Source organism: Bacillus sp. UMB0893 (assembly GCF_002858905.1).
Taxonomy (GTDB): Bacteria; Bacillota; Bacilli; order Bacillales; family Bacillaceae; genus Bacillus_P.
The window spans coordinates 211,186-233,576 of sequence record NZ_PKLB01000009.1 but is presented as its reverse complement, the minus strand read 5'-3'; the positions used below and the strand labels follow the sequence as shown (position 1 = coordinate 233,576).

At 38.6% G+C, this 22,391-nt stretch carries 17 protein-coding genes; 11 read left to right on the top strand and 6 right to left on the bottom strand.

What is annotated here, in order from left to right:
• Nucleotides 1–10: 10 nt before the first annotated feature.
• Nucleotides 11–1,636: a PTS transporter subunit EIIC gene (locus CYJ36_RS19810; RefSeq protein WP_101568976.1), complete on the bottom strand. Its 1,626-nt coding sequence runs from the start codon at nucleotides 1,634–1,636 to the stop codon at nucleotides 11–13.
• Nucleotides 1,637–1,859: 223 nt separating this feature from the next.
• Between CYJ36_RS19810 and CYJ36_RS19805 the strand changes: the two genes are divergently transcribed.
• Nucleotides 1,860–3,200 carry an FAD-dependent oxidoreductase gene (locus CYJ36_RS19805; protein ID WP_101568975.1) on the top strand — a complete coding sequence of 447 codons (1,341 nt, stop codon included), beginning with the start codon at nucleotides 1,860–1,862 and terminating at the stop codon, nucleotides 3,198–3,200.
• Between the two features lie 560 nt (nucleotides 3,201–3,760).
• Nucleotides 3,761–4,468 (top strand): DNA alkylation repair protein, encoded by a 708-nt coding sequence (locus CYJ36_RS19800; RefSeq protein WP_101568974.1) that lies wholly within the window; start codon nucleotides 3,761–3,763, stop codon nucleotides 4,466–4,468.
• A gap of 403 nt (nucleotides 4,469–4,871) precedes the next feature.
• Here the strand turns inward: CYJ36_RS19800 and CYJ36_RS19795 are convergent, their stop codons facing one another.
• The gene (locus CYJ36_RS19795; RefSeq protein WP_257962555.1) at nucleotides 4,872–5,453 is read right to left on the bottom strand and encodes a TetR/AcrR family transcriptional regulator; all 582 of its coding nucleotides are present in this window, start codon (nucleotides 5,451–5,453) and stop codon (nucleotides 4,872–4,874) included.
• Nucleotides 5,454–5,679: 226 nt separating this feature from the next.
• Here CYJ36_RS19795 and CYJ36_RS19790 point away from each other — a divergent pair, with 226 nt between their 5' ends.
• From CYJ36_RS19790 to CYJ36_RS19780, 3 genes are all read left to right on the top strand, one after another.
• A complete protein-coding gene (locus tag CYJ36_RS19790) occupies nucleotides 5,680–6,390 on the top strand; it encodes an SDR family oxidoreductase (RefSeq protein ID WP_101568973.1) in 711 nt (236 codons plus the stop codon).
• Nucleotides 6,391–7,156: 766 nt separating this feature from the next.
• On the top strand, nucleotides 7,157–8,566 hold the full coding sequence (locus CYJ36_RS19785; protein ID WP_101568972.1) for a glycoside hydrolase family 1 protein: 1,410 nt from the start codon (nucleotides 7,157–7,159) through the stop codon (nucleotides 8,564–8,566).
• A gap of 86 nt (nucleotides 8,567–8,652) precedes the next feature.
• Entirely contained in the window at nucleotides 8,653–9,360 is a 708-nt protein-coding gene (locus CYJ36_RS19780) for a GntR family transcriptional regulator (RefSeq protein ID WP_101568971.1), read from the top strand.
• Nucleotides 9,361–9,533: 173 nt separating this feature from the next.
• On the opposite strand, the gene CYJ36_RS19775 is transcribed toward CYJ36_RS19780, so the two are convergent.
• Nucleotides 9,534–9,977, bottom strand: a complete 444-nt coding sequence (locus CYJ36_RS19775) for an SRPBCC family protein (RefSeq protein ID WP_101568970.1) — start codon at nucleotides 9,975–9,977, stop codon at nucleotides 9,534–9,536.
• Nucleotides 9,978–10,204: 227 nt separating this feature from the next.
• Between CYJ36_RS19775 and CYJ36_RS19770 the strand changes: the two genes are divergently transcribed.
• Nucleotides 10,205–13,423: a DEAD/DEAH box helicase gene (locus tag CYJ36_RS19770; RefSeq protein WP_101568969.1), complete on the top strand. Its 3,219-nt coding sequence runs from the start codon at nucleotides 10,205–10,207 to the stop codon at nucleotides 13,421–13,423.
• A gap of 72 nt (nucleotides 13,424–13,495) precedes the next feature.
• Here the strand turns inward: CYJ36_RS19770 and CYJ36_RS19765 are convergent, their stop codons facing one another.
• Nucleotides 13,496–13,933, bottom strand: a complete 438-nt coding sequence (locus CYJ36_RS19765) for an Rrf2 family transcriptional regulator (protein WP_101568968.1) — start codon at nucleotides 13,931–13,933, stop codon at nucleotides 13,496–13,498.
• Nucleotides 13,934–14,153: 220 nt separating this feature from the next.
• On the opposite strand from CYJ36_RS19765, the gene CYJ36_RS19760 reads away from it, so the two are divergent.
• A complete protein-coding gene (locus tag CYJ36_RS19760; protein WP_101568967.1) occupies nucleotides 14,154–15,029 on the top strand; it encodes an SDR family oxidoreductase in 876 nt (291 codons plus the stop codon).
• A gap of 293 nt (nucleotides 15,030–15,322) precedes the next feature.
• On the opposite strand, the gene CYJ36_RS24155 is transcribed toward CYJ36_RS19760, so the two are convergent.
• On the bottom strand, nucleotides 15,323–15,466 hold the full coding sequence (locus CYJ36_RS24155; RefSeq protein WP_219621133.1) for a hypothetical protein: 144 nt from the start codon (nucleotides 15,464–15,466) through the stop codon (nucleotides 15,323–15,325).
• A 265-nt stretch (nucleotides 15,467–15,731) separates the two neighbouring features.
• Here CYJ36_RS24155 and CYJ36_RS19750 point away from each other — a divergent pair, with 265 nt between their 5' ends.
• A complete protein-coding gene (locus CYJ36_RS19750) occupies nucleotides 15,732–17,474 on the top strand; it encodes an ABC transporter ATP-binding protein (protein ID WP_101568965.1) in 1,743 nt (580 codons plus the stop codon).
• Between the two features lie 130 nt (nucleotides 17,475–17,604).
• Here the strand turns inward: CYJ36_RS19750 and CYJ36_RS19745 are convergent, their stop codons facing one another.
• Nucleotides 17,605–18,705 (bottom strand): GerAB/ArcD/ProY family transporter, encoded by a 1,101-nt coding sequence (locus CYJ36_RS19745; RefSeq protein WP_101568964.1) that lies wholly within the window; start codon nucleotides 18,703–18,705, stop codon nucleotides 17,605–17,607.
• Between the two features lie 292 nt (nucleotides 18,706–18,997).
• On the opposite strand from CYJ36_RS19745, the gene CYJ36_RS19740 reads away from it, so the two are divergent.
• From CYJ36_RS19740 to CYJ36_RS19730, 3 genes are all read left to right on the top strand, one after another.
• A complete protein-coding gene (locus CYJ36_RS19740) occupies nucleotides 18,998–20,593 on the top strand; it encodes a spore germination protein (RefSeq protein ID WP_374702833.1) in 1,596 nt (531 codons plus the stop codon).
• Nucleotides 20,594–20,667: 74 nt separating this feature from the next.
• Nucleotides 20,668–20,901, top strand: a complete 234-nt coding sequence (locus CYJ36_RS19735; protein ID WP_101568963.1) for a hypothetical protein — start codon at nucleotides 20,668–20,670, stop codon at nucleotides 20,899–20,901.
• Between the two features lie 218 nt (nucleotides 20,902–21,119).
• On the top strand, nucleotides 21,120–22,322 hold the full coding sequence (locus tag CYJ36_RS19730) for a Ger(x)C family spore germination protein (protein ID WP_101568962.1): 1,203 nt from the start codon (nucleotides 21,120–21,122) through the stop codon (nucleotides 22,320–22,322).
• Nucleotides 22,323–22,391: the final 69 nt, after the last annotated feature.

Here is a 22,391-nt window from a genome sequence, read left to right as displayed (position 1 = left end):
TTTTAGTAATTTAATAATCTAGCAAACGGTCAACAGCTTCGCGGTATTCTGATACTTTCATGCCGAAGACTATATGAACCTCTTCGTCAGATGGCTGTGACATACCAAGAGAATCAGGAATCTTTTTGAGCGCATCTTTATTAATTAGTGATGGATCATGAACGAATATTCGCAGACGGGAAATACAGTTTGAGTAATCTTTAATGTTTTTTTTGCCACCCATGTGCTCAATTATGCTTTTGGCAACTTCGTTCTTGTCAGCTTTGGATCTAATAAGTTTTGAAGCTTCTACTTCTGCATTTAAAACATCTTCAGTATCATCTTCCGGTTCGCGGCCAGGCGTCATAATGTTGAATTTCTCTATATACCACTTAAACGTAAACATATAGATGAAGAACATCGCAATACCGACTAGTGTTACAGGAATCCATGTTGATTTATGTCCCTGAAAAAAACCGTTAAAAACAAGTTCGATAATGTTGTTTCCGCCTAAGTAAGACGCATCTACCATATCTAAAACTGCAAATGATAAACCAGTTAATGCTGCATGAATTAGGAATAATCCTGGAGCCAAAAACATGAATAGGAATTCGAATGGTTCAGTTACTCCCGCAAAGAAAGAAGCACTTGCCGCGGAAATCGCGATAACCTTTGCTCTGTTCTTATTTTTCGCAGCAAGGTAAATACCAATTAAAGCACCAGGTACACCAAATACTTTGATCGGCGTTGCACCCTGGCCAAGCCATACTCGGGTAATATCTGAAAGATCTCCGCTGAACTGGCCGCAGCCAAGCGCGCCTGTGGTAATAGCTTTTGTTCCTGTGTATACTTCCCCGCAGATTTCTTTTATTCCCCCAACAGGAGTAAAATGAGCCAAAGAGTACCAGACGTGGTGAAGTCCAGTAGGAATCAATATTCTTTCGATAAAACCGAATAGGAAGGAACCAACTACTCCTGCTCCTGTGACAATTTGGGCAGCGCTGTATATTCCGCCGCCGATAATCGGCCAGATAAATGGAATCGCAATACCTGCAAGCATAAAGATGAAGCCAGTAGCAATCGGCGGGAAATGCTTACCTTGATAAAAGCTAAAAATCATCGGTAGTGATTTTGACTTGTATCGTTTAGTTGCCCATGCTGCGACTGTACCGACGATTACACCTCCAAGTACCCCAGTATCAATCGTTTGGACACCAAGTACCATCGTTTGCATCGCTTTTCTCATATCCAGCGTTTGGGATATACTTACCATATTGTTTTCGCCAACTAAAACATCAGGAGGCACTGCCATTCCGAATGTGGACATCGTCAGGCTGGAGAAAGTGATCATAAATAAGTAGCCAATAACAGCTGAAAAAGCTGCAAGATCTTTAGAGCCTTTTTCCGACATGCCAATCGCGATCGATACGGCAAATACGAGCGGCATAAACCGGATTACAACGAGACCTGACTCACTTAGCGCATTAGCAATAAATTGAATCCAAGTGTTCCCTAAGAATGGTACCGCTTCGATAAAATGCGGGTTTTTCAGAACCGCACCAAGCGTTAACAGCAGGACAAAGAAAGACATAACCGCTACCGCTAAAAGAAACGATCGACCAAGCATTGAAAAATAACTTTGTAATTTTTTTCGCATATAAAACCCCCCTTTAAAAACCTCTGTATTAACATGATTGCGTTTTCAACAACGTAACTATAGCACAGCATTTATGATAAATGGCTGTTCTCAAAACATGTTTTTTAGATGTCCCCCTGTTTGAAACATGTTTTAATATTAGCACTTTTATAGAAACAGTACGCCTTCTTCAGCTAGTATACTAATAGAACCATCATGCTTCTTTTTAGTAGGAGGAACTAAAATGACAAAACATTATGATATTGTTGTAGTGGGCGGTGGGCCAGCCGGAATCAATGCGGCTATTGCTGCAGGCCGTAAACATAAAAAAGTATTATTAGTTGAAAGACATGGTTTTCTTGGAGGTATGTCCACAATTGCAAGTGTTTACCCGTGGATGACTTACCACACTGAAAATGGGACTCAGGTAATAAAAGGGATAGCTGAGGAAATTGTCCAGCGCTTAAAAGATCGTGGTGCTTCGCCGGGACACCTTCGTGATACGTGCGGATTTGTCTACTCCGTAACCCCTTATGATCCCGAGGTGTACAAAGTTCTCGCTGTTGAAATGCTTGAGGAAGCCGGAGCGGATTTATTAGTTCATAGCTTTGTAGATCATGTAGAAGTTGAAAATGATTACATTCAATATATTGAGATTACATCAAAGTCAGGACGTCAAAGGGTTTACGCCGACGTGTTTGTAGATACTTCCGGCGATGCTGACATCGCGTACCTTTCAGGAGCCCCAACGCTTAAAGGCCGTGATGATGACCAGAAAACCCAGCCTTTAACGATGAAGTTCAGAATGAGAGGCGTCAATCTTCAAAAAGTGAAAAAACAAATGATCGAGCATCCCGAAAACTTTTTTAGGAAAACCCCATTTGATGAACTTCCTGATCTGCCGTTAACTGCAGTGCAGGGCTTTTATAAGGAATGGAAGGAAGCGAATTTGCCGATAAATCGTGACCAGGTTCTGTTCTTTGCAGGACCGGCTGAAGATGAAGTACTCGTGAATATGACGAGGGTTCAGGACTTGGATGGAACGAAGATTGAGGATTTAACAAAGGCTGAATTTGAAGGCCGCAAACAGGTGCTAATGGTAGCCGATTTTCTTAATAAGTGGATCCCTGGTTTTGAAAATGCCTCAATATCCAGCACTGGTGCGCAAATTGGAATTCGTGAATCCCGCAGAATTGAAGGAGAATATGTATTAACAAAAGAGGATGTTGTAGCCGGCAGGAAGTTTGACGACGTCATTGCAAAAAGCGGATATCCTATTGATATTCACGCTCCGAGCGGAAGAGGTATGGAAATCGCATGGGTTGAGGGCGACGGATCGTTCGATATTCCTTACGGTTGCCTTGTTCCGAAGAAAATTAAGAATTTACTTGTAGCAGGACGCTGTATGTCTGCTTCCCACGAAGCACTTGCGACAACTCGTTTAACACCAAGCGCGATGGCAGCTGGGCAGGCAGCTGGAACAGCCGCTGCACTTACCCATACTATGGGCACAACACCAGCTAAAGTTAATGTTAAAGAGCTTCAAAAACAGCTTGTTGAAGATGGAATGGTATTAGGGATTTAGGAAAAGTAGAGGATATCTTAACGACTATGACCCGAGTATTGGAAACATATAAAAGCAAGCTTGTGAGCCAGCGTATTTCATAGTTGATAAAACAATTTTTAAATGACCAAATATAAATATATAAATCAGTGAATGGTGCACTAACTCAAAAGGAGTTGTGCCCTTTTTTATTGAATATGAGGTGCAATGCAAAATAGAGGAAGAGAAATAACTATCAAATTCATTAATGTATATTTTATTGGATTACCTATATACAAGCTAATATAAGCTAAAAATTTAGGTTAAGTTAGATTTAAACACCATGGTATAATAATTGCAGGCACAAGGAGACTTCAAATTAATGCTTGAAATTATTGTAAATATTGCAATTTATAGTTCGTTTTTAAACCTGAAACGTCTCTTTGTGTGTGTGAAGACGCGTAAATCCAATGTAAGAGATTGTTCACAAGCGATGACAGCTACTTTTGATCTTTAACATCAAGTTAATGTATTGCTTGATAAAGTATATAAACTAGATGGTTATAATGAAGTGGGTATGGTTAGGAAGGAAGTGCAAAACAATGGATTTTGAAATGGTTATGGCGGAATTGGAAGCGCTCGGCAAGGAACGAATTAAAAACACGTACATAAGCAATGGTGCACATGAGCCGCTTTTTGGCGTAGCTACAGGTAAAATGAAGCCGATTGCAAAGAAAATCAAGAAAAATCAGCCTTTGGCCGAGCAGCTTTACGCCACTGGGAACTACGATGCGATGTATTTTGCCGGCATCATTGCGGACCCAATGGCCATGACTGAGGCGAATTTTGAGAGTTGGATGGATGCGGCGTATTTTTATATGCTGTCCGATTATGTGGTTGCAGTAACTTTGGCAGAAACCGATTTTGCGCAAGCTGTTGCCGATAAATGGATCGCAAGCGGTGAAGAACTTAGAATGTCGGCAGGCTGGAGCTGTTACTGCTGGCTTTTGGGTAATCGTTCTGACAGTGAATTTAGCGCAAGCAAGATTGCCAGTATGCTAGATCAGGTGGAAAATACAATTCACGATTCTCCTGATCGGACGAAATCCGCTATGAATAATTTTATCTACACAGTCGGGATTTCATATTTGCCTCTCCATGATAAGGCGCTTGAAACTGCAAAGGCAGTAGGCCCAGTCGAAGTCAGGCGGGGCAAGAAAAAAAGCAGTATCCTGCTTGCTTCGGAAAATATTCAAAAGGATATAGATAGAGGTTTGCTTGGTTTTAAACGCAAAAATGTAAGGTGTTAGCATAGTTTGGAGTGTAACTGCACTAACGGGAACGTCAGCGGCAATGCAGATTATTACGGAAACGGGAATCAAATAGCGTGGACATCCAGGAATTGAGTCAAGGATATGCAGCCGGGAAACTGATACAAGCAAAAGTCAACGAAAAATCGAATGATTGATTACTTTCGTCATTAAGAGCTGTTTAGAAAACCTTCTGCAGCTGTTTTGAATTAGCTGGTTGTTCCGTTAAAGACCAGTTTAACGTAGGAAAAGAATTCAGAAGCATAAATATCCCAATACTAAAAGCCCAATTTCTCGCTTACAACACTGAGAAATTGGGCTTTTGTTATTTCACAACGAGCCAGATTCTAGAATGGAACAATCACTGAACGTTGTCTCCCATTCCTAATGGTTGATGCAATTACTAAGAGCCAATATTATTCCTTTCAAACAATTTCCATACTTGCTCCGCCATATATTCAGGTGAGTGTGGCATATGGTTCATAATCCACCACTCCAAAGTCCCTATAAAAGCAGTGGAGGTAAATTGTATAATTACTTCCTTATCCATGTCCTGATTAATACCCTGCATATCAATTTTTTCTTGAATAGTTGAAGTAAGTATTTTTTGTATACGTTCTCTAAATAGGGAAGTTTTTTGACTGGAGAGCATGGAAGAAAAGAATAGAAAATTCTCCTGTATATAAATAAATAAGGATTTAAGTGCCTCAATGGCTTCAATCACTTCAACATTTTCCTGAATAAACTTGGTGAATGTGCAAGATAGGATCATTTTGTCCAAGTGATCGTTTATACATTTATTGAGTAAGTCATATTTATCCGTATAGTGAAGATAAATGGTTCCACGATTAACATTGGCACGTTCAGAAATATCATTTATTGTGATTCGATCGAATTTCTTCTCAGAAAATACTTCAAGAAACGCCCTGTTAATAGCTTCTTTTGTTCTCAAAATTCTTCTATCTGTTTTGTTTCTAATAGTCATTTTTCACTTGCCTCCCTAGTTAATCAGCACAATTCATACATTTGTTGTATATCAAACAAAAGCGTGATTATTAGCGATTGTATTTACTGCTTTTCTCTCTATAATAATAATCAACGGCCGTTATTTAAACAACTCGTATTCAATATTTTTTAAAAAAACTTAAAATGATAAATGGATAGAGATATATAGGAAGTAAACACAAAAATTCCTTTAAGGAGAGCTAACAATGGAAAATTTGAAATCTAAGGTGATCATTATTACAGGAGCATCCAGTGGAATTGGAGAAGCAACCACTAAGTTTTTGGCTAAGAATGGTGCTAAAGTAGTATTGGCTGCAAGAAGAGAAGAACGTCTCAATACCATCGTGAACGAAATTAACAAGGAAGGCGGGCAGGCTGTTTATAGGAAAACCAATGTGACCTCATCCGAGGAAATGCTAAAGCTCTCACAGTTTGCATTGGAACAGTATGGACGAATCGATGTACTTATTAATAGTGCTGGAATCATGCCTAATTCTCCTTTAAATGAACTGAAAATCCATGAATGGGATCAAATGATTGATGTCAACATCAAAGGTGTACTGTATGGTGTAGCTTCGGTATTGCCGACAATGAGGGAACAGCAATCAGGTCATATTATCAACATTTCTTCTCTTATGGGTCATAAGGTAGTTCCAAACACAGCTGTGTACAGCGCTACCAAATTTGCCGTTCGCGCTATTACGGAAGGTCTGCGCCAAGAGGAGTCACCGACCTCTCATATTCGGACCACCAACATTTCACCAGGAATGACAGCGACAGGTGTTCTTCCCGAATATCAAGATTATCCCAGCATTTCTCCTTACAGTGTCGCTCGAGCTATTGCATTTGCAATTAATGAACCCGACGAAACGGGAGTTAACGAAATTGTGATTAGACCAACGTTGCAATCAATATAAACTAGAGTTGTTCCATAGTAGTTCACAAGCTATTCGATATTCATCAAGCACACGGGGAGTGAAGGATTTTATTAATGTACTAAAGGTATTGGAACCTTCAATCATATGCTGCAGAAGAATTTTTTAAATTTTTCTGCAGCCCTTCATTTTTGAGATAAAGAGGATGTTTACTCTAGTTATACAGAATCGTTTAAGTAAAATGGATTTTAACATTGTAGCTGGTTTACTAGGAGTAAGAAATGCTTAAAGGAGAGAATGTAATAACAAAAATGCTTCACCATATCGAGGATAAATATGAGCAGAAATTTTCAATAGGTGACATATCGGTAAACAATTAAATTTACATAATGAACATAGTATACAGTGAAGAGCAGTGAAAGCTGCTCTTTTTATTATGTAAATCTTCTGCACTTATCGAGAAATTTATAAGTAGATGTTCCGAAAGGGCCAGACATTTTTCAAGATGATCTTCTACAAACAGGCTTATATTCAAGACCAGGATTGGTGTGTGTGTGTGTGTTGCGACTCAATTATTGTAAGGACATTAATTAAGCAGGATTAATGGTTTTTTTTGTTTAGTAATACCACTTGAATTTAATTATTCCATTAAAGTAGATACTATCTTTTATCCTTATGTTTTATAGTTTTACGAAGTTTATCTAGTCAAATATTGAAAAAAAGGATATAATCACATTGTTATTTGTACCAATAAATATAATATGTAATAACGAATTTAATACATTTGCACATAAATGGAGGGTTTATTATGAAGTTTCCACATGATTTTTTATTCGGAGCAGCTACTGCTTCTTATCAAATAGAAGGAGCATGGAATGAAGATGGTAAAGGTGAAACGAATTGGGATGTCTTTTCAAAGATTCCGGGGAAAACGTATGAAGGTACGAACGGAGATGTAGCGATTGATCATTATCATCGATACAAAGAAGATATTAAGTTAATGGCAGAGATGGGACTTGAATCGTACCGGTTTTCGATTTCATGGGCACGTATTTTGCCAACAGGAGACGGTGAAGTTAATGAAAATGGCCTGGAATTTTATAATAATGTCATTAATGAATGTTTAAAATATGGGATTGTTCCATTTGTTACACTGTATCATTGGGATTTGCCTCTGACGCTTGAACAAGATGGAGGATGGACAAATAAACGAACAGCTGTAGCCTTCGTCAAGTATGCAGAAATTTGTTTTCGGGCATTCGGCGACCGCGTGAAACATTGGATTACGTTTAATGAAACAGTAATGTTTTGCGAATTAGGCTATTTAAAAGGAGCGCATCCGCCTGGTATTCAAAACGATGAGAATAAATATTTTCAAGCTACACATTACGTGTTTTATGCACATGCTAAAGCCGTAGAAGTCTATAAGAATTTGAATCATTACGGCGAGATTGGGATCACTCATGTATTCTTACCGGCTTTCAGTGTTGATGATAAACGTGAGAATGTATTAGCTGCCAGGCATGCCAATGATTATGGAACTTTTTGGTATTATGACCCGATTTTAAAAGGTGAATATCCGTCATATGTGGTGGAGCAATTAAAGGAGAAAGGCTGGACGCCAAGCTGGACAGAAGAAGAACTGGATACGTTAAAAAGAAATGCAGCAAAAAATGATTTTATTGGCCTTAATTATTACCAGCCTATTCGAGTAGAAAAAAATCACGAAACTGTATCAGCCATGGAACATTCAAGAGAAACATCTACTCTAGCTCCAGGCAACCCGTCTTTTGACGGCTTTTATCGGACCGTAAAAATGGAAGATAAAACATATACAAAATGGGGATGGGAAATTTCACCTCAAGGATTTTTAGATGGGCTGCATATGTTAAAAGAGCGTTATGGTGATATTAAAATGTATGTAACAGAAAACGGACTTGGTGATGAAGATCCGATTATTGATGGCGAAATTGTAGATGTTCCTCGAATTAAATATATTGAAGAACATTTAAAAGTGATTAAGCGTGCAATTAATGAAGGCATTCATTTAAAAGGGTATTATGCATGGTCTGCCATTGATCTCTTAAGCTGGTTAAACGGGTTTAAAAAGCAATATGGATTTATTTACGTGGATCATAATGATCATTTAAACCGAAAGAAAAAACTGTCGTTTCACTGGTATAAGCATATTATTGAAACGAGAGGACAAGAACTGTAAGGAAAATGGTAACCTCTTAATTTTATTCAGGGAGGTTTTGTGTATAATAGAGGCAGTAAATGATTCAATTATAATAGGGAGATCATATGGCCGTAAAATATAAAGAAATTGCTGATGGTTTAGAGCGTGAAATTCGGGATGGTAAATTTGATAAAACAAAAAAGCTGCCGACAGAAGAAGAACTGATCAAAAATTTTGAAGTGAGCCGAAATACGATTCGAAAAGCAATTAACCAGCTGGTCAATCGAGGGTATATCTATCAGGTTCAAGGCAGCGGAATGTTTTTACGAGACAAATCTGCAACAGATTATATAAACTTAGGCAGCCTTAGAGGATTAACAAAAGATTTGACTTCAAAAAAAATTGAGACGAATATTCTGGCTTTACAAGTGCTGGAAGCAGATGAAGGAAAAGCAAAACAATTGCGCTGTGAAGCTGGAACAAAACTTTATTATATTAAGCGGCTGCGAATTGTAGATCATGAACCCTTCTCAATTGAAATAAGTTATTTTAAAAAAGATATTGTGCCATACTTAAATGAAGATATTGCAAAGAGTTCTATTTATAATTACCTGATAGAGGACTTAAAATTAAACATTGGGTTTGCTGACAAAGTCATTAATTGTGAAAAAATCGATGAAGCAAGTGCGGAAATACTCCATGTTAATACGCAAGACCCTGCATTGATTATTGAAAATACCGTATGCTTAACAAACGGAACTATCTTTGAATTATCTAAATCAATTTTTCATTATCAGAAAGCAAAGATCTTAAATCGAATCAATTTTAAGTGAAATAAGATTATGTAAATAATCAAAGAAACTTTTTGTTAGTGTTGTTGCTGAAATTAAAAATATTATTAATCTAAGAGGTGGTACTATGACAAAGTATCGCCTCCTTAAGTTTATTATTCAAAAAAAATAAAGGCACAGTTGTAGGTTAACCCTAGTCCTTTTTATGTTGCTACCTAATGAATTAATGATGCTCTCAAATTAGTAACGTTATTTTCTAAATAAGCCTTTAAACAAGTTAATGTATATACCCAGCCTTCTTTTTGTCCAATCATTTTGTTTACGATTTCGGGGTCATCTTCTTTCAAACCTGATTCGTTTACTTCAATAATTGTACTTGTATGATCCAGCTCTTTTAGAGTAATGGTAACGACCGTTTCTTGATCACTTTCCGCGCCCCAGGAAAACACGATTTTCTTATTTCCCTCTATTTCTAATACATTTATAACACCTTCAGCATGGTATTCATCATATCTTAATGTAACCGTCTTGCCTTGTTCCCATCTTTCAGAACTCGATGAGAACCAAAAATTCCCGATTTTCACAGGGTCTACTATGGCTTCAAATACCTCATTAGCTGGTTTGAGAATTTTAAATTTCGCAGTTACTTGAGTATCCATACTAAATCAACTCTCTTTCGGTATATTTTATGATTCTTCTATATTATAGAACAATCGTTCGTCTTATTCAAATAAGCCGCAATCTTTAAAAATAAGAGTATTTTTCTTATTAAACTACCGGGGCAGGATAAAACTCCTCTCTGATGATACAATTATGCTAACACCCGCAAATTTCCATCCTACAACACTATTTTTGAGAATAGTATCCTCAAGAAGGAGCTAAGCATTTGAATATTAAATTAAATGAAAAAATCATTAAAGAAATATGTGGTACTGTCTCCTTCAAGAAAGGGGACTCTTTTTATCGAGCTAATCTTGTGACATTTGAACATTACGGTCCCGATGGCTGTGAAGCCACAGTTAAAGGTACGGAAGATTTTAATGTCTTGATTGAAAAGAATGAGGGCGGAGGCATAAGCACGAAATGCAGCTGCCCAACGCTTGATTCTTATCAAAAGGATTGTCAGCATATTGCAGCCGTTTTACTGTCGATTTACGCACATCAGCGACATGAAACGAGTCCTGCTGTTAAAAGCGCTGAACATTCTGAACCTTCAACAAATCAAGCACTGACAAAGGGTTTGCTGACCCTTTTTAATGATAAACCTAAACGATCAAGCAGCCATCAGCTACACTTTGAAAATAGGCAAGTGCTGGATGCGGAGTTTATTTGTAAACCCGTCACCATAGCCAAAGGCCGACATTTGTTCGGAATAGAGGTTAAGATTGGACCCGCGCATGTTCAAAATATCCGAGGTTTTCTAGAACAAGTGAAAGAGGGGATTCAAAGCTTTCTTTCCAATTCATTCACGTACGATCCAAGGCTTCATTGCTTTCAAAATGAAACAGATGATGTGATTCAGCAGCTCATACAAGTAATCTATGATGAAAAGGTGTACATTGACGAGCTATCAGACAAATCAGATTATGTAAGCAATAAGCATATATTATTGATCCCTCCATCTTCTTGGGATAGCCTCCGTCCTTTATTAGTCAAAGCACCAATAGTGAAGCTTGTGTATGACGGGAAGATGTATGAGAAACTTCACTTATCAAACGAATCACTCACTTTACAGTTTGACTTTGCAAAAGACGAGGTCAACGGCTATCAATTGAAAATCAATGGGCTGAATCGAATTGTTGTGTTGAGTTCATATAGGTCTGTGCTATCTGAAGGAAAACTAATACAGATGAAAAGTGAGGATTGTAATCGTCTTGCAGATCTAAAACAGATGCTTGATGCTTCAGAAACGAATCAAATTCCGATCCCTCATGAGCAATTAGATTTTTTCCTGGAAAAAGTGGTTCCAGGTTTGAAAAGACTGGGCAAAGTCCAAATATCTGATGTTATTTCCAAGATGTTTATGATGACACCTTTAATAACCAAGCTATACTTGGATCGTGTGAAAAACCGCCTGCTTGCAGGGCTTGAGTTTCATTATGAAAATATCATCATTAATCCATTGGAAAATCGGGAGCTCCCCCCAGGCTCTATGCTTATAAGGGATATGGATAAGGAGGAGGAGATCCTGCAGTTAATGGAGGATAGCCTATTTGCCAAAACGGACGGCGGATATTATCTGCATAATGAAGAGCTGGAGTATGAGTTTTTGTACCATGTCGTTCCCAAACTTCAAAAGCTTGTGCAAATATATGCAACGACCGCAGTGAGAAATCGGATTTTCAGAGGGAATGCTCGTCCGCAAGTCAGGGTAAAGGTCCAAAAAGAACGAACCAATTGGCTTGAATTTAAATTTGAAATGGATGGCATTTCTGACAAACAAATAAGTGAGGTTTTATCGGCTTTAGAGGAAAAACGTAAGTACTATCGTTTGCGGAATGGATCGCTGCTTTCACTCGAGACAAGGGAATTTGAAGAAATCAATCGTTTTCTAAATGCACAACCCGTCCAAGATGAAAATTTGGAAAGCGGCTTGAATTTACCAATTGCCAGAGGGCTTCAGCTGCTTGATTCTGTTGATGATGATGCATTTAAATTTGAAGAATCATTCCTTCAGTTCATGGAAAAAATCCGCAATCCAGGCGGTTTGCATTTCGAGGTGCCAAAGAGTTTAGATTCGATATTGCGAGACTATCAAAAACTAGGCTATAAATGGATGAAAACACTTGCCAGCTGTGGATTAGGAGGGATTCTTGCGGATGATATGGGACTGGGAAAAACTCTTCAAAGCATCACTTACATTCTATCCGAGCTCCCTGATATCCGTAAAAAGAAGCTCCCAGTCCTTATTGTTAGCCCATCATCGTTGACGTATAACTGGTTAAGTGAAATCATAAAATTTGCCCCAGATGTACAAGCCATTGTAATAGATGGCAATAAAACTGAGCGGTTCAAGATTCAGAAGGATGCCGTGGATCAGGATGTCATCATAACGTCCTATCCGTTACTTCGCAGGGACATATTGTGGTTTGAGAAACAATTCTTTCACACTGTATTTTTTGATGAGGCACAGGCATTCAAAAATCCTGTAACACAAACCGCGAGAACGGTGAAGAGGATAAAGGCTGATCATCGCTTCGCTCTTACTGGTACACCGGTTGAGAATTCACTTGAAGAGCTGTGGTCCATTTTTCACGTTGTTTTTCCAGAACTATTCCAGGGGTTAAAGGAATACAGTAATCTATCAAGGGAAAAGATTGCACGAAGGATCCGGCCATTTTTGCTTCGCAGATTAAAAGAGGATGTCCTATCCGAGCTACCTGAAAAAATCGAGTCGATGGAATCAGCAGAGTTGCATCCTGATCAGAAAAGACTGTATTCTGCCTATTTGGCTAAGCTGCGACACGACACGTTGAAGCATTTGGACAAGGATACACTTCGGAAAAATCGAATCAAAATTCTTGCTGGTTTGACACGGTTGCGACAGATTTGTTGTCACCCCGCTTTATTTGTGGACGGATATAAGGGAAGCTCAGCGAAATTTGAACAATTAAAGCAGATTGTAGAAGAATCGAAGCTTTCTGGAAGAAGGGTGCTGATTTTCTCCCAGTTTACGAAAATGCTTGACCTAATAGGCAGAGAGTTAGCGAATCAAGGGCTTCCTTTTTTCTACCTGGATGGACAAACTCCATCAAAAGAACGAGTGGCAATCTGCAATCGATTTAATGCAGGCGAACGAAATTTATTCCTTATTTCATTGAAAGCAGGAGGTACAGGCCTCAATTTGACGGGTGCTGATACCGTTATCCTCTATGACATTTGGTGGAATCCAGCAGTTGAGGAGCAAGCAGCTGACCGTGCCCATCGCATTGGCCAGAGAAATGCTGTACAGGTTATTAAGCTAGTTAGCAGAGGTACAATCGAAGAAAAAATGAATGAACTGCAAGAGAAAAAGAGGCAGCTGATTGAAGAAATCATCGATTCCGAGGAGAAAGAGTCATCTATTCTTACCGAAGAGGACATTCGGGATATTTTGATGATATAGAAGAAGTCAGTTGCGTTTTGAACTGTTTTATAATGACGACACGTAAAAAGACATTCCTGACTGGAATGTCTTTTAGTCATTTAATTTCTCTTTTTCATTTATATCCTTTACAACATCTTCAAGGGTTACATTGCCCAGTGTTTTCTCTAAGGCTGATTGAGCAAACGTAAACAGTGGAACGATTGTTTTTTGAATATTTCTGCCTACTGTACAAACCGGATTTGGGCTTTCATGTACACTAAACAATTCTTTCTCCTGTACAACATTAACTGCCTTAAATACGTCAAGTAATGTGATATCAGATATATTCTTAGCTAGTTTCGCTCCTGCAATACCAGGATGTACCTCTACTAATCCCGCTTTTTTCAGCATTCCCATAATTTTTCTTATGACGGCCGGATTCGTGTTTACACTTCCAGCTAAATATTCTGATGTGTTTATTCCATCTTTATTTATTTCAATAAGAGCTAATATATGAATGCCCACGGCAAATCGGCTGCTGATCGACATAATCAGTCACCTTCCTTACGTTTTTTACAACAAAATAATTTCCTGATTTTATCATGTAATTATTTTGATTACAACCTTATTATACCTTACCTTAAGATCAGGACATAATAAATAAAGATTGTTATGTTGACAAAAACACAAGAAGTAATTATTATTGTTACAGGTAATCAATATGGTTACAATTCAATCATTCAATAATAACTTATTGGGGGAATAGATTATGAAGATGCTAGTAACAGGTGCAACAGGAAAATTAGGAACAAAAGTTGTAGAGACACTACTGAAAACTGTACCAGCGAGTCAACTGGCTGTAAGTGTTCGCAATCCTGAGAAAGCAGAAGGGTTACGAGCTCGTGGAGTGGAAGTTCGCCAAGGAGATTTTGATCGTCCAGAATTATTGGATGCTGCTTTTGCAGGTATCGATCGTTTATTACTTATATCTGCGGATGGAGACAATGAAACGAGAATTCGTCAGCATACTGATGCTGTAGCTGCGGCAGAGCATGCTGGAGTTAAATTCATTGCTTATACAAGCTTAGGAAATGCAAGTGAAAGCAAACTGTTCCTTGCCCCGCCACACGTTGCTGCGGAAGAAGCGATCTTGAAAACAGGCATTCCTTACTCTTTCTTACGCAATAACTGGTACTTGGAGAACGAAATCTCAAGCATTCAAGGTGTCTTGGCAGGAGCCGCTTGGGTAACATCAGCAGGTTCTGGCAAGGTTGGCTGGGCACTGCAGCAAGATTATGCAGAGGCTGCGGCAGCTGTGCTGGCAGGGAATGGACATGAGAATACGGTCTACGAGCTTTCTGGCAAGCTTATGACTCAAGAAGAATTTGCATCTGATCTTGGTACTGTAATAGGTAAAGAGGTACCTGTGCAACAGGTCGATGATGCGACTTACTCAAACATTATGAAAGATGCAGGCGTACCAGATTTCATCATTCCTATGCTCGTTGAGATCCAGAAAGGCATTCGTGAAGGAGCATTGGAGATTGAGAGCAATGATTTCGAAAAGGTGCTCGGTCGTCCAACAACACCAATTAGCCAGGCGTTAAGTCAAATTGTTAATGAAATCACCGAAACAAAAAATTGATCTGCAACAAAACCGGCCTTTCTGAATTAAGAGAGGTCGCTTATTCCAGAATTAGACGCTTATCCAGATCAAGGATAGCGTCTTTTTTCGTGAGTAAATCTTTTTGATTGCATATCCATACAGCGTGGAAGTTATTTGGTTCACGAGTGTGTAATTACTTTCTAGTGCACAATTATAAGAATCGAATAATTAATTGTAAGTCTGAGTTAATCAAATTAAATGTTTCCTTAAAAAGAAAAAGCATACCCATAAAAAATGGATATGCTTTTGAACTCATTTTTAATTTGCCTATATTACCTTAAACCGTAAGCCTTGATGACTTCCTGAGAAATTTTATTTCCTTGATCATCCAATGCTGTTGCTCTTAAGGAAACATATTTACTGGATTTTGGATTGTTGATTTTGGCTGTCCACTGGTCATTTGCTTTCTGTTCCACCCGGCCTATATGAGTAATTGAACTTGCAAAATCATTTTCCTGGGAATTTAATATCTTGCTTATATAATAAAAAACATACATAAAAATACTGTTCACTTACAAAAGAACGATTATAATAAAAATATAAATTAACAAGGAGGCAATTTACATGAAAAACAAAACTTACCAGCTCGTTCAAATATATAAGGGAGGAACACTTTCTTAAGATATAAACGGTGTATCCCTTATATGTGTTTATTTAAATAACACTCAAAAGGGGTAAAATATGAGTTTTCCACTTAAAAAATTCTTGTCTTATTATAAGCCTTATTTAACGTTGTTTTTGTCGGTATTGGCGTGCGCTTTTATCGTATCTTCTGCGATGCTGGTGTTTCCGCTGCTCGTTCGGTATATTACGAAGGATGTTCTTGAAGGAGACTTGTCCACTGCGTTAAGTGAGGTTTATTGGATTGGCGGAATTATGCTTCTTTTAGTCGCAATCCAGAATTTAGGTAATTACTTTTTAGACTACAAAGGTCATGAAATTGGTGCCCGCATGGAAAGTGATATGCGCAGCGAGCTGTTTGCACACATGCAAAAGCTTTCGTTTAGTTTCTATGATAAGGAAAAGACAGGACAGCTTATGTCGCGAATCACGAATGACCTGCTGATGCTTTCCGAGCTGTACCATCACGGCCCAGAAGACTATGTCAAATATCTAGTGCGGTTTATTGGGGCATTTGTTATTTTGTTCTTTATTAATGCACCTTTAACAATGGCCGTATTCTGTTTTCTTCCTTTTCTGGGTGTCTTTGTCTTGTATTTCAATAAAATTTTGAATATGGCACTTAGAAGAAATAAAGAACGGATTGCGGATGTAAATGCTCAGGTAGAGGATAGTCTGTCTGGAATTCGAGTCGTAAAATCGTTTGCCAACGAGCATGTTGAGATCGAAAAGTTTAACCGGGAAAATACCCGTTTTCTCGAAAGCCGAAAGAAAACATACAAGGCGGAAGCAAACTTTTACAATGGTGTAGAAACGTTTATCCAGCTGATTACAATTACGGTGGTTATCTTTGGCAGTGCCAGTATTGTTAACAACACGTTAGATCTGCCGGATTTACTTACTTTTTTACTGTATATCAGCTTTATGCTTGAACCTATTCAGCGCCTCACTCATATGACCACTCAGTTTCAGGAGGGAATAACAGGCTTCCAGCGTTTCATGGAGATCATGAATCTGAAACCGGGCATTGCAAATAAACCAAATGCTATGATCCTGTCTGAAATACGAGGTGAAATAGAATTCAAGGAAGTATCCTTTCATTACGAAAATCATTCTAATGATGTTTTGGAAAAGTTATCGCTGCGGGTGAAGCAAGGAGAATATGTCGCAATTGTTGGACCATCTGGTGCGGGAAAAACGACGTTATGCTCCCTCATCCCGCGTTTTTATGACGTGACGGATGGCGAAGTGCTGCTCGATGGGATCGATGTGCGTGCCTTGGATCTGCATTTCCTGAGAAGTAAAGTAGGGGTTGTTCAGCAAGATGTTTATTTGTTCGCTGGAACCGTTATGGATAACATTCGTTATGGAAAACCGAATGCCAGTGAAGAGGAGATTATAGAAGCTGCGAAACATGCCAATGCCCATGACTTTATATTGAGCTTGCCAAATGGCTACCACTCTGAGATCGGACAGCGGGGCGTGAAGCTATCCGGAGGGCAAAAGCAGCGATTAAGCATCGCACGTGTGTTTTTGAAAAATCCGCCTGTGCTGATTCTGGATGAGGCGACTAGTGCACTGGATAATGAGAGTGAAAGCATTGTTAAGGAATCTTTAGAGTCATTATCTAAAGGGCGCACAACCCTCGTCATAGCCCACAGACTGTCAACAATCCGTAATGCACAAAGGATTCTTGTGCTCAATGAGAACGGAGTTGTAGAACAAGGTTCACACGAAACGCTGCTGGCACGAAAAGGAGCTTATGCACACCTGTATTCAAAGCAATTTGAATTACAAGTATAATTTGTTAAATAAAATCGGCTCTCCTTAACAAGTGAGGAGCAGCCGATTTTTTATTATCCGAAAACGATGTCACTTCGCTTTGTTCAATATATTCACAAGTGATAAATCACTAATAAGAAGAAATACTTTCTCATTTCCGAAGCACTTTTTTCCGAAATATATGAATGACCAATAAGACTAAGGGAAGAACAAGGCCATAGGTTGATACATATAAAGGCCAAATTTTTGCATCAAATGTGGCAGCGTGGATCACATCAGGATGAACAAATAAAGAAAGGGAAACTGCGATCATTCCGTATGGGAGCGTAAGCGGCCGATAATCTTTCATATTCAATGTTTTTGCCAGCCCTACCACAGATGCGTAAAAATAAAGCGTAACCTTAAAATAAATCGTGATCATCCACATAATCGCCAAAATGGCTTCTATCCGCTGCAGGAAATTACCTACGTTTATTTTTCTGGCTAAAGCATAGCTGGAATACATTTGTCTTGAACTATTTTCAGCACCTAACACTAAAATGGCCATTAGGATTAAGATAATAAGGCAAATTCCTGCAATGAGTATTCCGATAAAAAAACTTTTTTCAGCTGCTTTTAGCTGATTCACTGATACTGGAAAAATCATTAATAATACAATAAGTGGTAAAGCAAAAATACTTATAAATAGAAAAACTGCACTGATCATCGGTTTTATTCCAGTCTCAAAAACGGGTTGGATATTATGAAATTCGATTTGAGGCGAAATAGAGATGACTAAAATAATGAACAGAATAATGAAAAAGGGAAATAAAATTTCTCCAGCACGGGCCAGTGTTTCAAGACCAAGTCGAATTCCCATAATCATAATACATGCGAAAAGAATATGAATCGTTTCGATTGGCGTATCCGGCATGATTTGTGTCGTTAAGAAACGGCCTATAATAACCAATAATGATGTAGTGGCGTAGAGTGTAAAAAAAACAAACGTAAGAGAAACGGCCTTGCCTAACCATTTCCCGAGAAGTTTTTCATTGATCTCAACAAGCGTCATGTCAGGAAATATTCTGCCTATTGTGCTGTATAAAACAACCAGTAATATTCCTATGCCTGTACCGATTACAGCTGCAATCCAGGCATCTTGTTCTACTTCTTGAGCAAGACTTCCAGGAATCACTAAGATGGTTGTGCCAATCGAAAATAATATGACTAGTATTGCAAATTGCCTTGCACTTATTTTGTTGTTTTTTTCCATGGTTCAACTTCCTATCGATGGTTATAAATTCCATTGTTGACCTTGTTTAGTAAGAATAAACTTCCGCCGCATTAATAACAATTGTATGTTGTTTGATGATGTTATCAATCTTTTCATTTTCTTTGCATAAAATTCGCACTGTGCATGATATTTTTTATGTTTAAATCATGTTTTTTTGGTAATAAATGAACATTAAATAAGAGACCCATATATATTGAATGAATGATGTTCAAGTGCGATTCCCCAATAATCAATCAAACCATATGCAACATTCGGAGAGGGGATTAATTGTGTGAGTTTTTTCAAGAAAAAAAAGAATAAAAATGGAAACAAATCTATATTAAATCATGTAGACGAGCGTAATGAAATAAACAAAGACAGGTTAAAGACAAACCTGAAAGTAAATATTGAACATGTCAGTCAAATGCTTGGAAATAGCAGCGATCTCGTAATTCGGGAAATCCAAATTGGCAAAGGAAGACAAGTTAAAGCTTGTATTTTCTATACAGATGGATTGGTGGATACGAATTCCATTCAGAACTTTATCATGGAATCGCTCATGACAGACATCCAATCTGAACAGGACCTATTCATATCGTCTCAACAAAGCATTTTGCAAGATTTGAAAAATCGCATTTTGGCAGTTGGAGATATAGAAGATGTAACCGAATTCAGTTCTTTATTAACTTCTCTGTTATCAGGGGATGTAATCCTCTTAGTAGATGGATATGCACAAGGTTTCGTAATCGGTATGAGGGGCGGGAAAGACCGCGGTGTAATGGAATCCACTACAGAAACCGTTGTCCGAGGACCTAAGGAGGGTTTTACCGAGAATTTGCGTACGAATACAGCGTTAATTCGCCGCAAAATAAAAACCCCCCATCTTTGGCTGGAAACGAAAAAAATCGGGAGAGAGACCATCACTGATGTAGCGATCATGTATATTGATGGAATTGTGAATGACGACGTTATTGAAGAAGTGCGCAGGCGCCTGGATCGAATCGAAATCGATGGAATCCTGGAAAGTGGTTATATTGAGGAATTGATTCAGGATGAAGTGTACAGTCCTTTTCCAACTGTCTATAATTCGGAACGCCCTGATGTGATTGCCGCCGAGCTTTTGGAAGGGAAGGTTGCTATATTAGTGGATGGAACGCCGATTGTTCTAGTTGTTCCTGCACTGTTTGTCTCCTTTATTCAAGCCGCAGAAGACTATTATCAGCGTGCTGATATTAGTTCCCTGATTCGTTTGCTTCGTTTCTTTAGTCTTTTTGTTGCTTTACTGGTTCCTTCTCTGTATATCGCAATCACAACATTTCATCAGGAAATGCTGCCAACAGGACTTCTGATTAGTTTAGCTGCTCAACGTGAAGGGGTGCCCTTTCCAGCATTCATTGAAGCACTCATGATGGAAACCGCGTTTGAAATTTTGAGGGAAGCCAGTTTACGTATGCCTAAAGCAATAGCACAGGCAATATCAATTGTAGGCACACTTGTGATTGGTACAGCGGCAGTAGAGGCTGGGATCGTGTCGGCTGCCATGGTAATCGTTGTCGCGATCACCGCAATTTCAAGCTTTGTACTTCCTTCTTTTTCGATGTCCATGTCAATAAGGATGCTTCGATTCCCGATGATGGCTCTTGCCGCTTCTTTTGGCTTGTTCGGGATACTCATCGGATTTATTGCCCTAGTTCTTCATTTGTGCAGCTTGCGTTCCTTCGGGGTTCCATATATGAGTCCATTTGGGCCTTTTATTAAGGAAGACATAAATGATACGGTGATTCGCGTTCCCAGAGGCAAAATGTTTTTTCGACCGCGCTTAATCAGTCAGAAAAACATCAGACGAGAAGAACCGATGACACGAAAACCGAATAGGAAAGAAGAATGACTGTTAAAGAAATACATATTTTATAGAACGATACCAGCTTTTAATAAAAGATATAAAGAAAGGAGTAGACGAAAGTGGCGGCTGTTGCAGGAATCCTTGTCATCGTCGCTGTGATCATCGCGATTGATGTTCCTTCTCTGTTAAGAAAAAAGGCAAAAAAGGAGTTATGGGTATTTTCCATCCTTCTGCTATTTGGTACCGTGTTAAGCATAGCTCAAGCTTTAAATATTAAGATTCCCAATCCAATAGATTGGATTACCGCTTTATATCAGCCGCTTTCCAATATGATTGAAAATTTATTAAAGTGAAGAATAGATAGAGTATGAAAGGTGATTTGCAGTCAGGATGATTTAAAAAAAATGTAAGGGTTTCCCTGGAAATAAAAATTACTGCGGATTATGAAGAAATAGATGACTCATTACATCTTTTATGTACATGATTCATCGTTGAGAAAAATTAAGAAAGAATAAATGGCGGTTGTCCCTTAGGCATACTAAGATTAAGCAGATCGATAGGAGATTAATCTATGAAACGGAGTTTTAAAATACTTATCATGCTGATGATCGTTCTTTTATTCACAACTGGTTGCTGGAACCGTCGTGAGATAAATGAACTTGCGATTACGCTTGCCATTGGTCTAGATGCCACAATGGATGGTCAATATCTTGTAACTGCTCAAGTAGTAAACCCAGGGGAAGTGGCCGCAGGTGTAACAAGCGGCAATTCATCAGTCATCATCTATCAGGCGAAAGGGCAAACCGTATTTGAGGCTTTCCGAAAAATGACAAGGGAATCACCAAGAAAAATTTATCCATCACACCTTCGAATCCTCGTGATTGGTGAGTCATTGGCAAAAGAAGGAATTGGAAAACCGTTAGATCTTCTTGTACGGGACTGGGAACTGAGATCTGACTTTTATATCACAGTTGCTAAGGGAATGAATGCAGAAGAAATTCTAAAGGTGCCCACAGCTTTAGAAAAGATACCTGCCAATGATATGTTTGAAACCCTTAAAGTTTCAGAAAAGGCATGGTCCGTGACAAGTTCTGTTACGTTAGATGACCTGATCGAGGATTTGGTAAGCGACGGGAAACAGCCGGTGTTAACAGGGATAGAGGCACATGTAAAAGGTGATGAAGAAACCGCATTGAGCAATAGGAATGCAGAAATGATTGATTCCCCTGCACGATTGCTTTATGACGGCTTAGCGGTATTTAATGCGGATAAATTAATAGGCTGGCTGGATGAGAAACAGAGCAGAACTTATAATGCCGTTACAAATAAAGTCAAAAGTACTGTAGTGAATATATCATGTCCTAATGAGGGGAAAGCTGTTTTACAGCTCCTTCAGTCAAAAGCGAAAGTGAAAGGCAAAGTAAAGAATGGCAAACCAGAAGTAGATATCGAATTCCACAGAGAATATAATGTCGGGGAAGTAGAATGCAAGATGGATCTAACTAAACCTGAGACCATTGCAGAATTAGAGAAGATAGAGAAACAAAGAGCATCCAAAATGTTCGAACAGTCTATAAAACAAGTACAGGAAGATTATGAAGTCGATATTTTTGGTTTTGGTGAAGCGATTCATCGATCAGATCCAAAAGCTTGGAAAAAACTTAAAAAAGACTGGGATAAAGAATTTGAAGATATGACTGTGAATATCAAGGTCGATGTAAAAATCCGGGGTATAGGCACGGTTGGGAATTCATTTCTGGAAAAAATAAAGTAATTGCGTGGTTTATAAAAGGGATAGGGGGCTGCGTTATTCGGGAAATTCAAACCAAAGAATAAAGGGAAT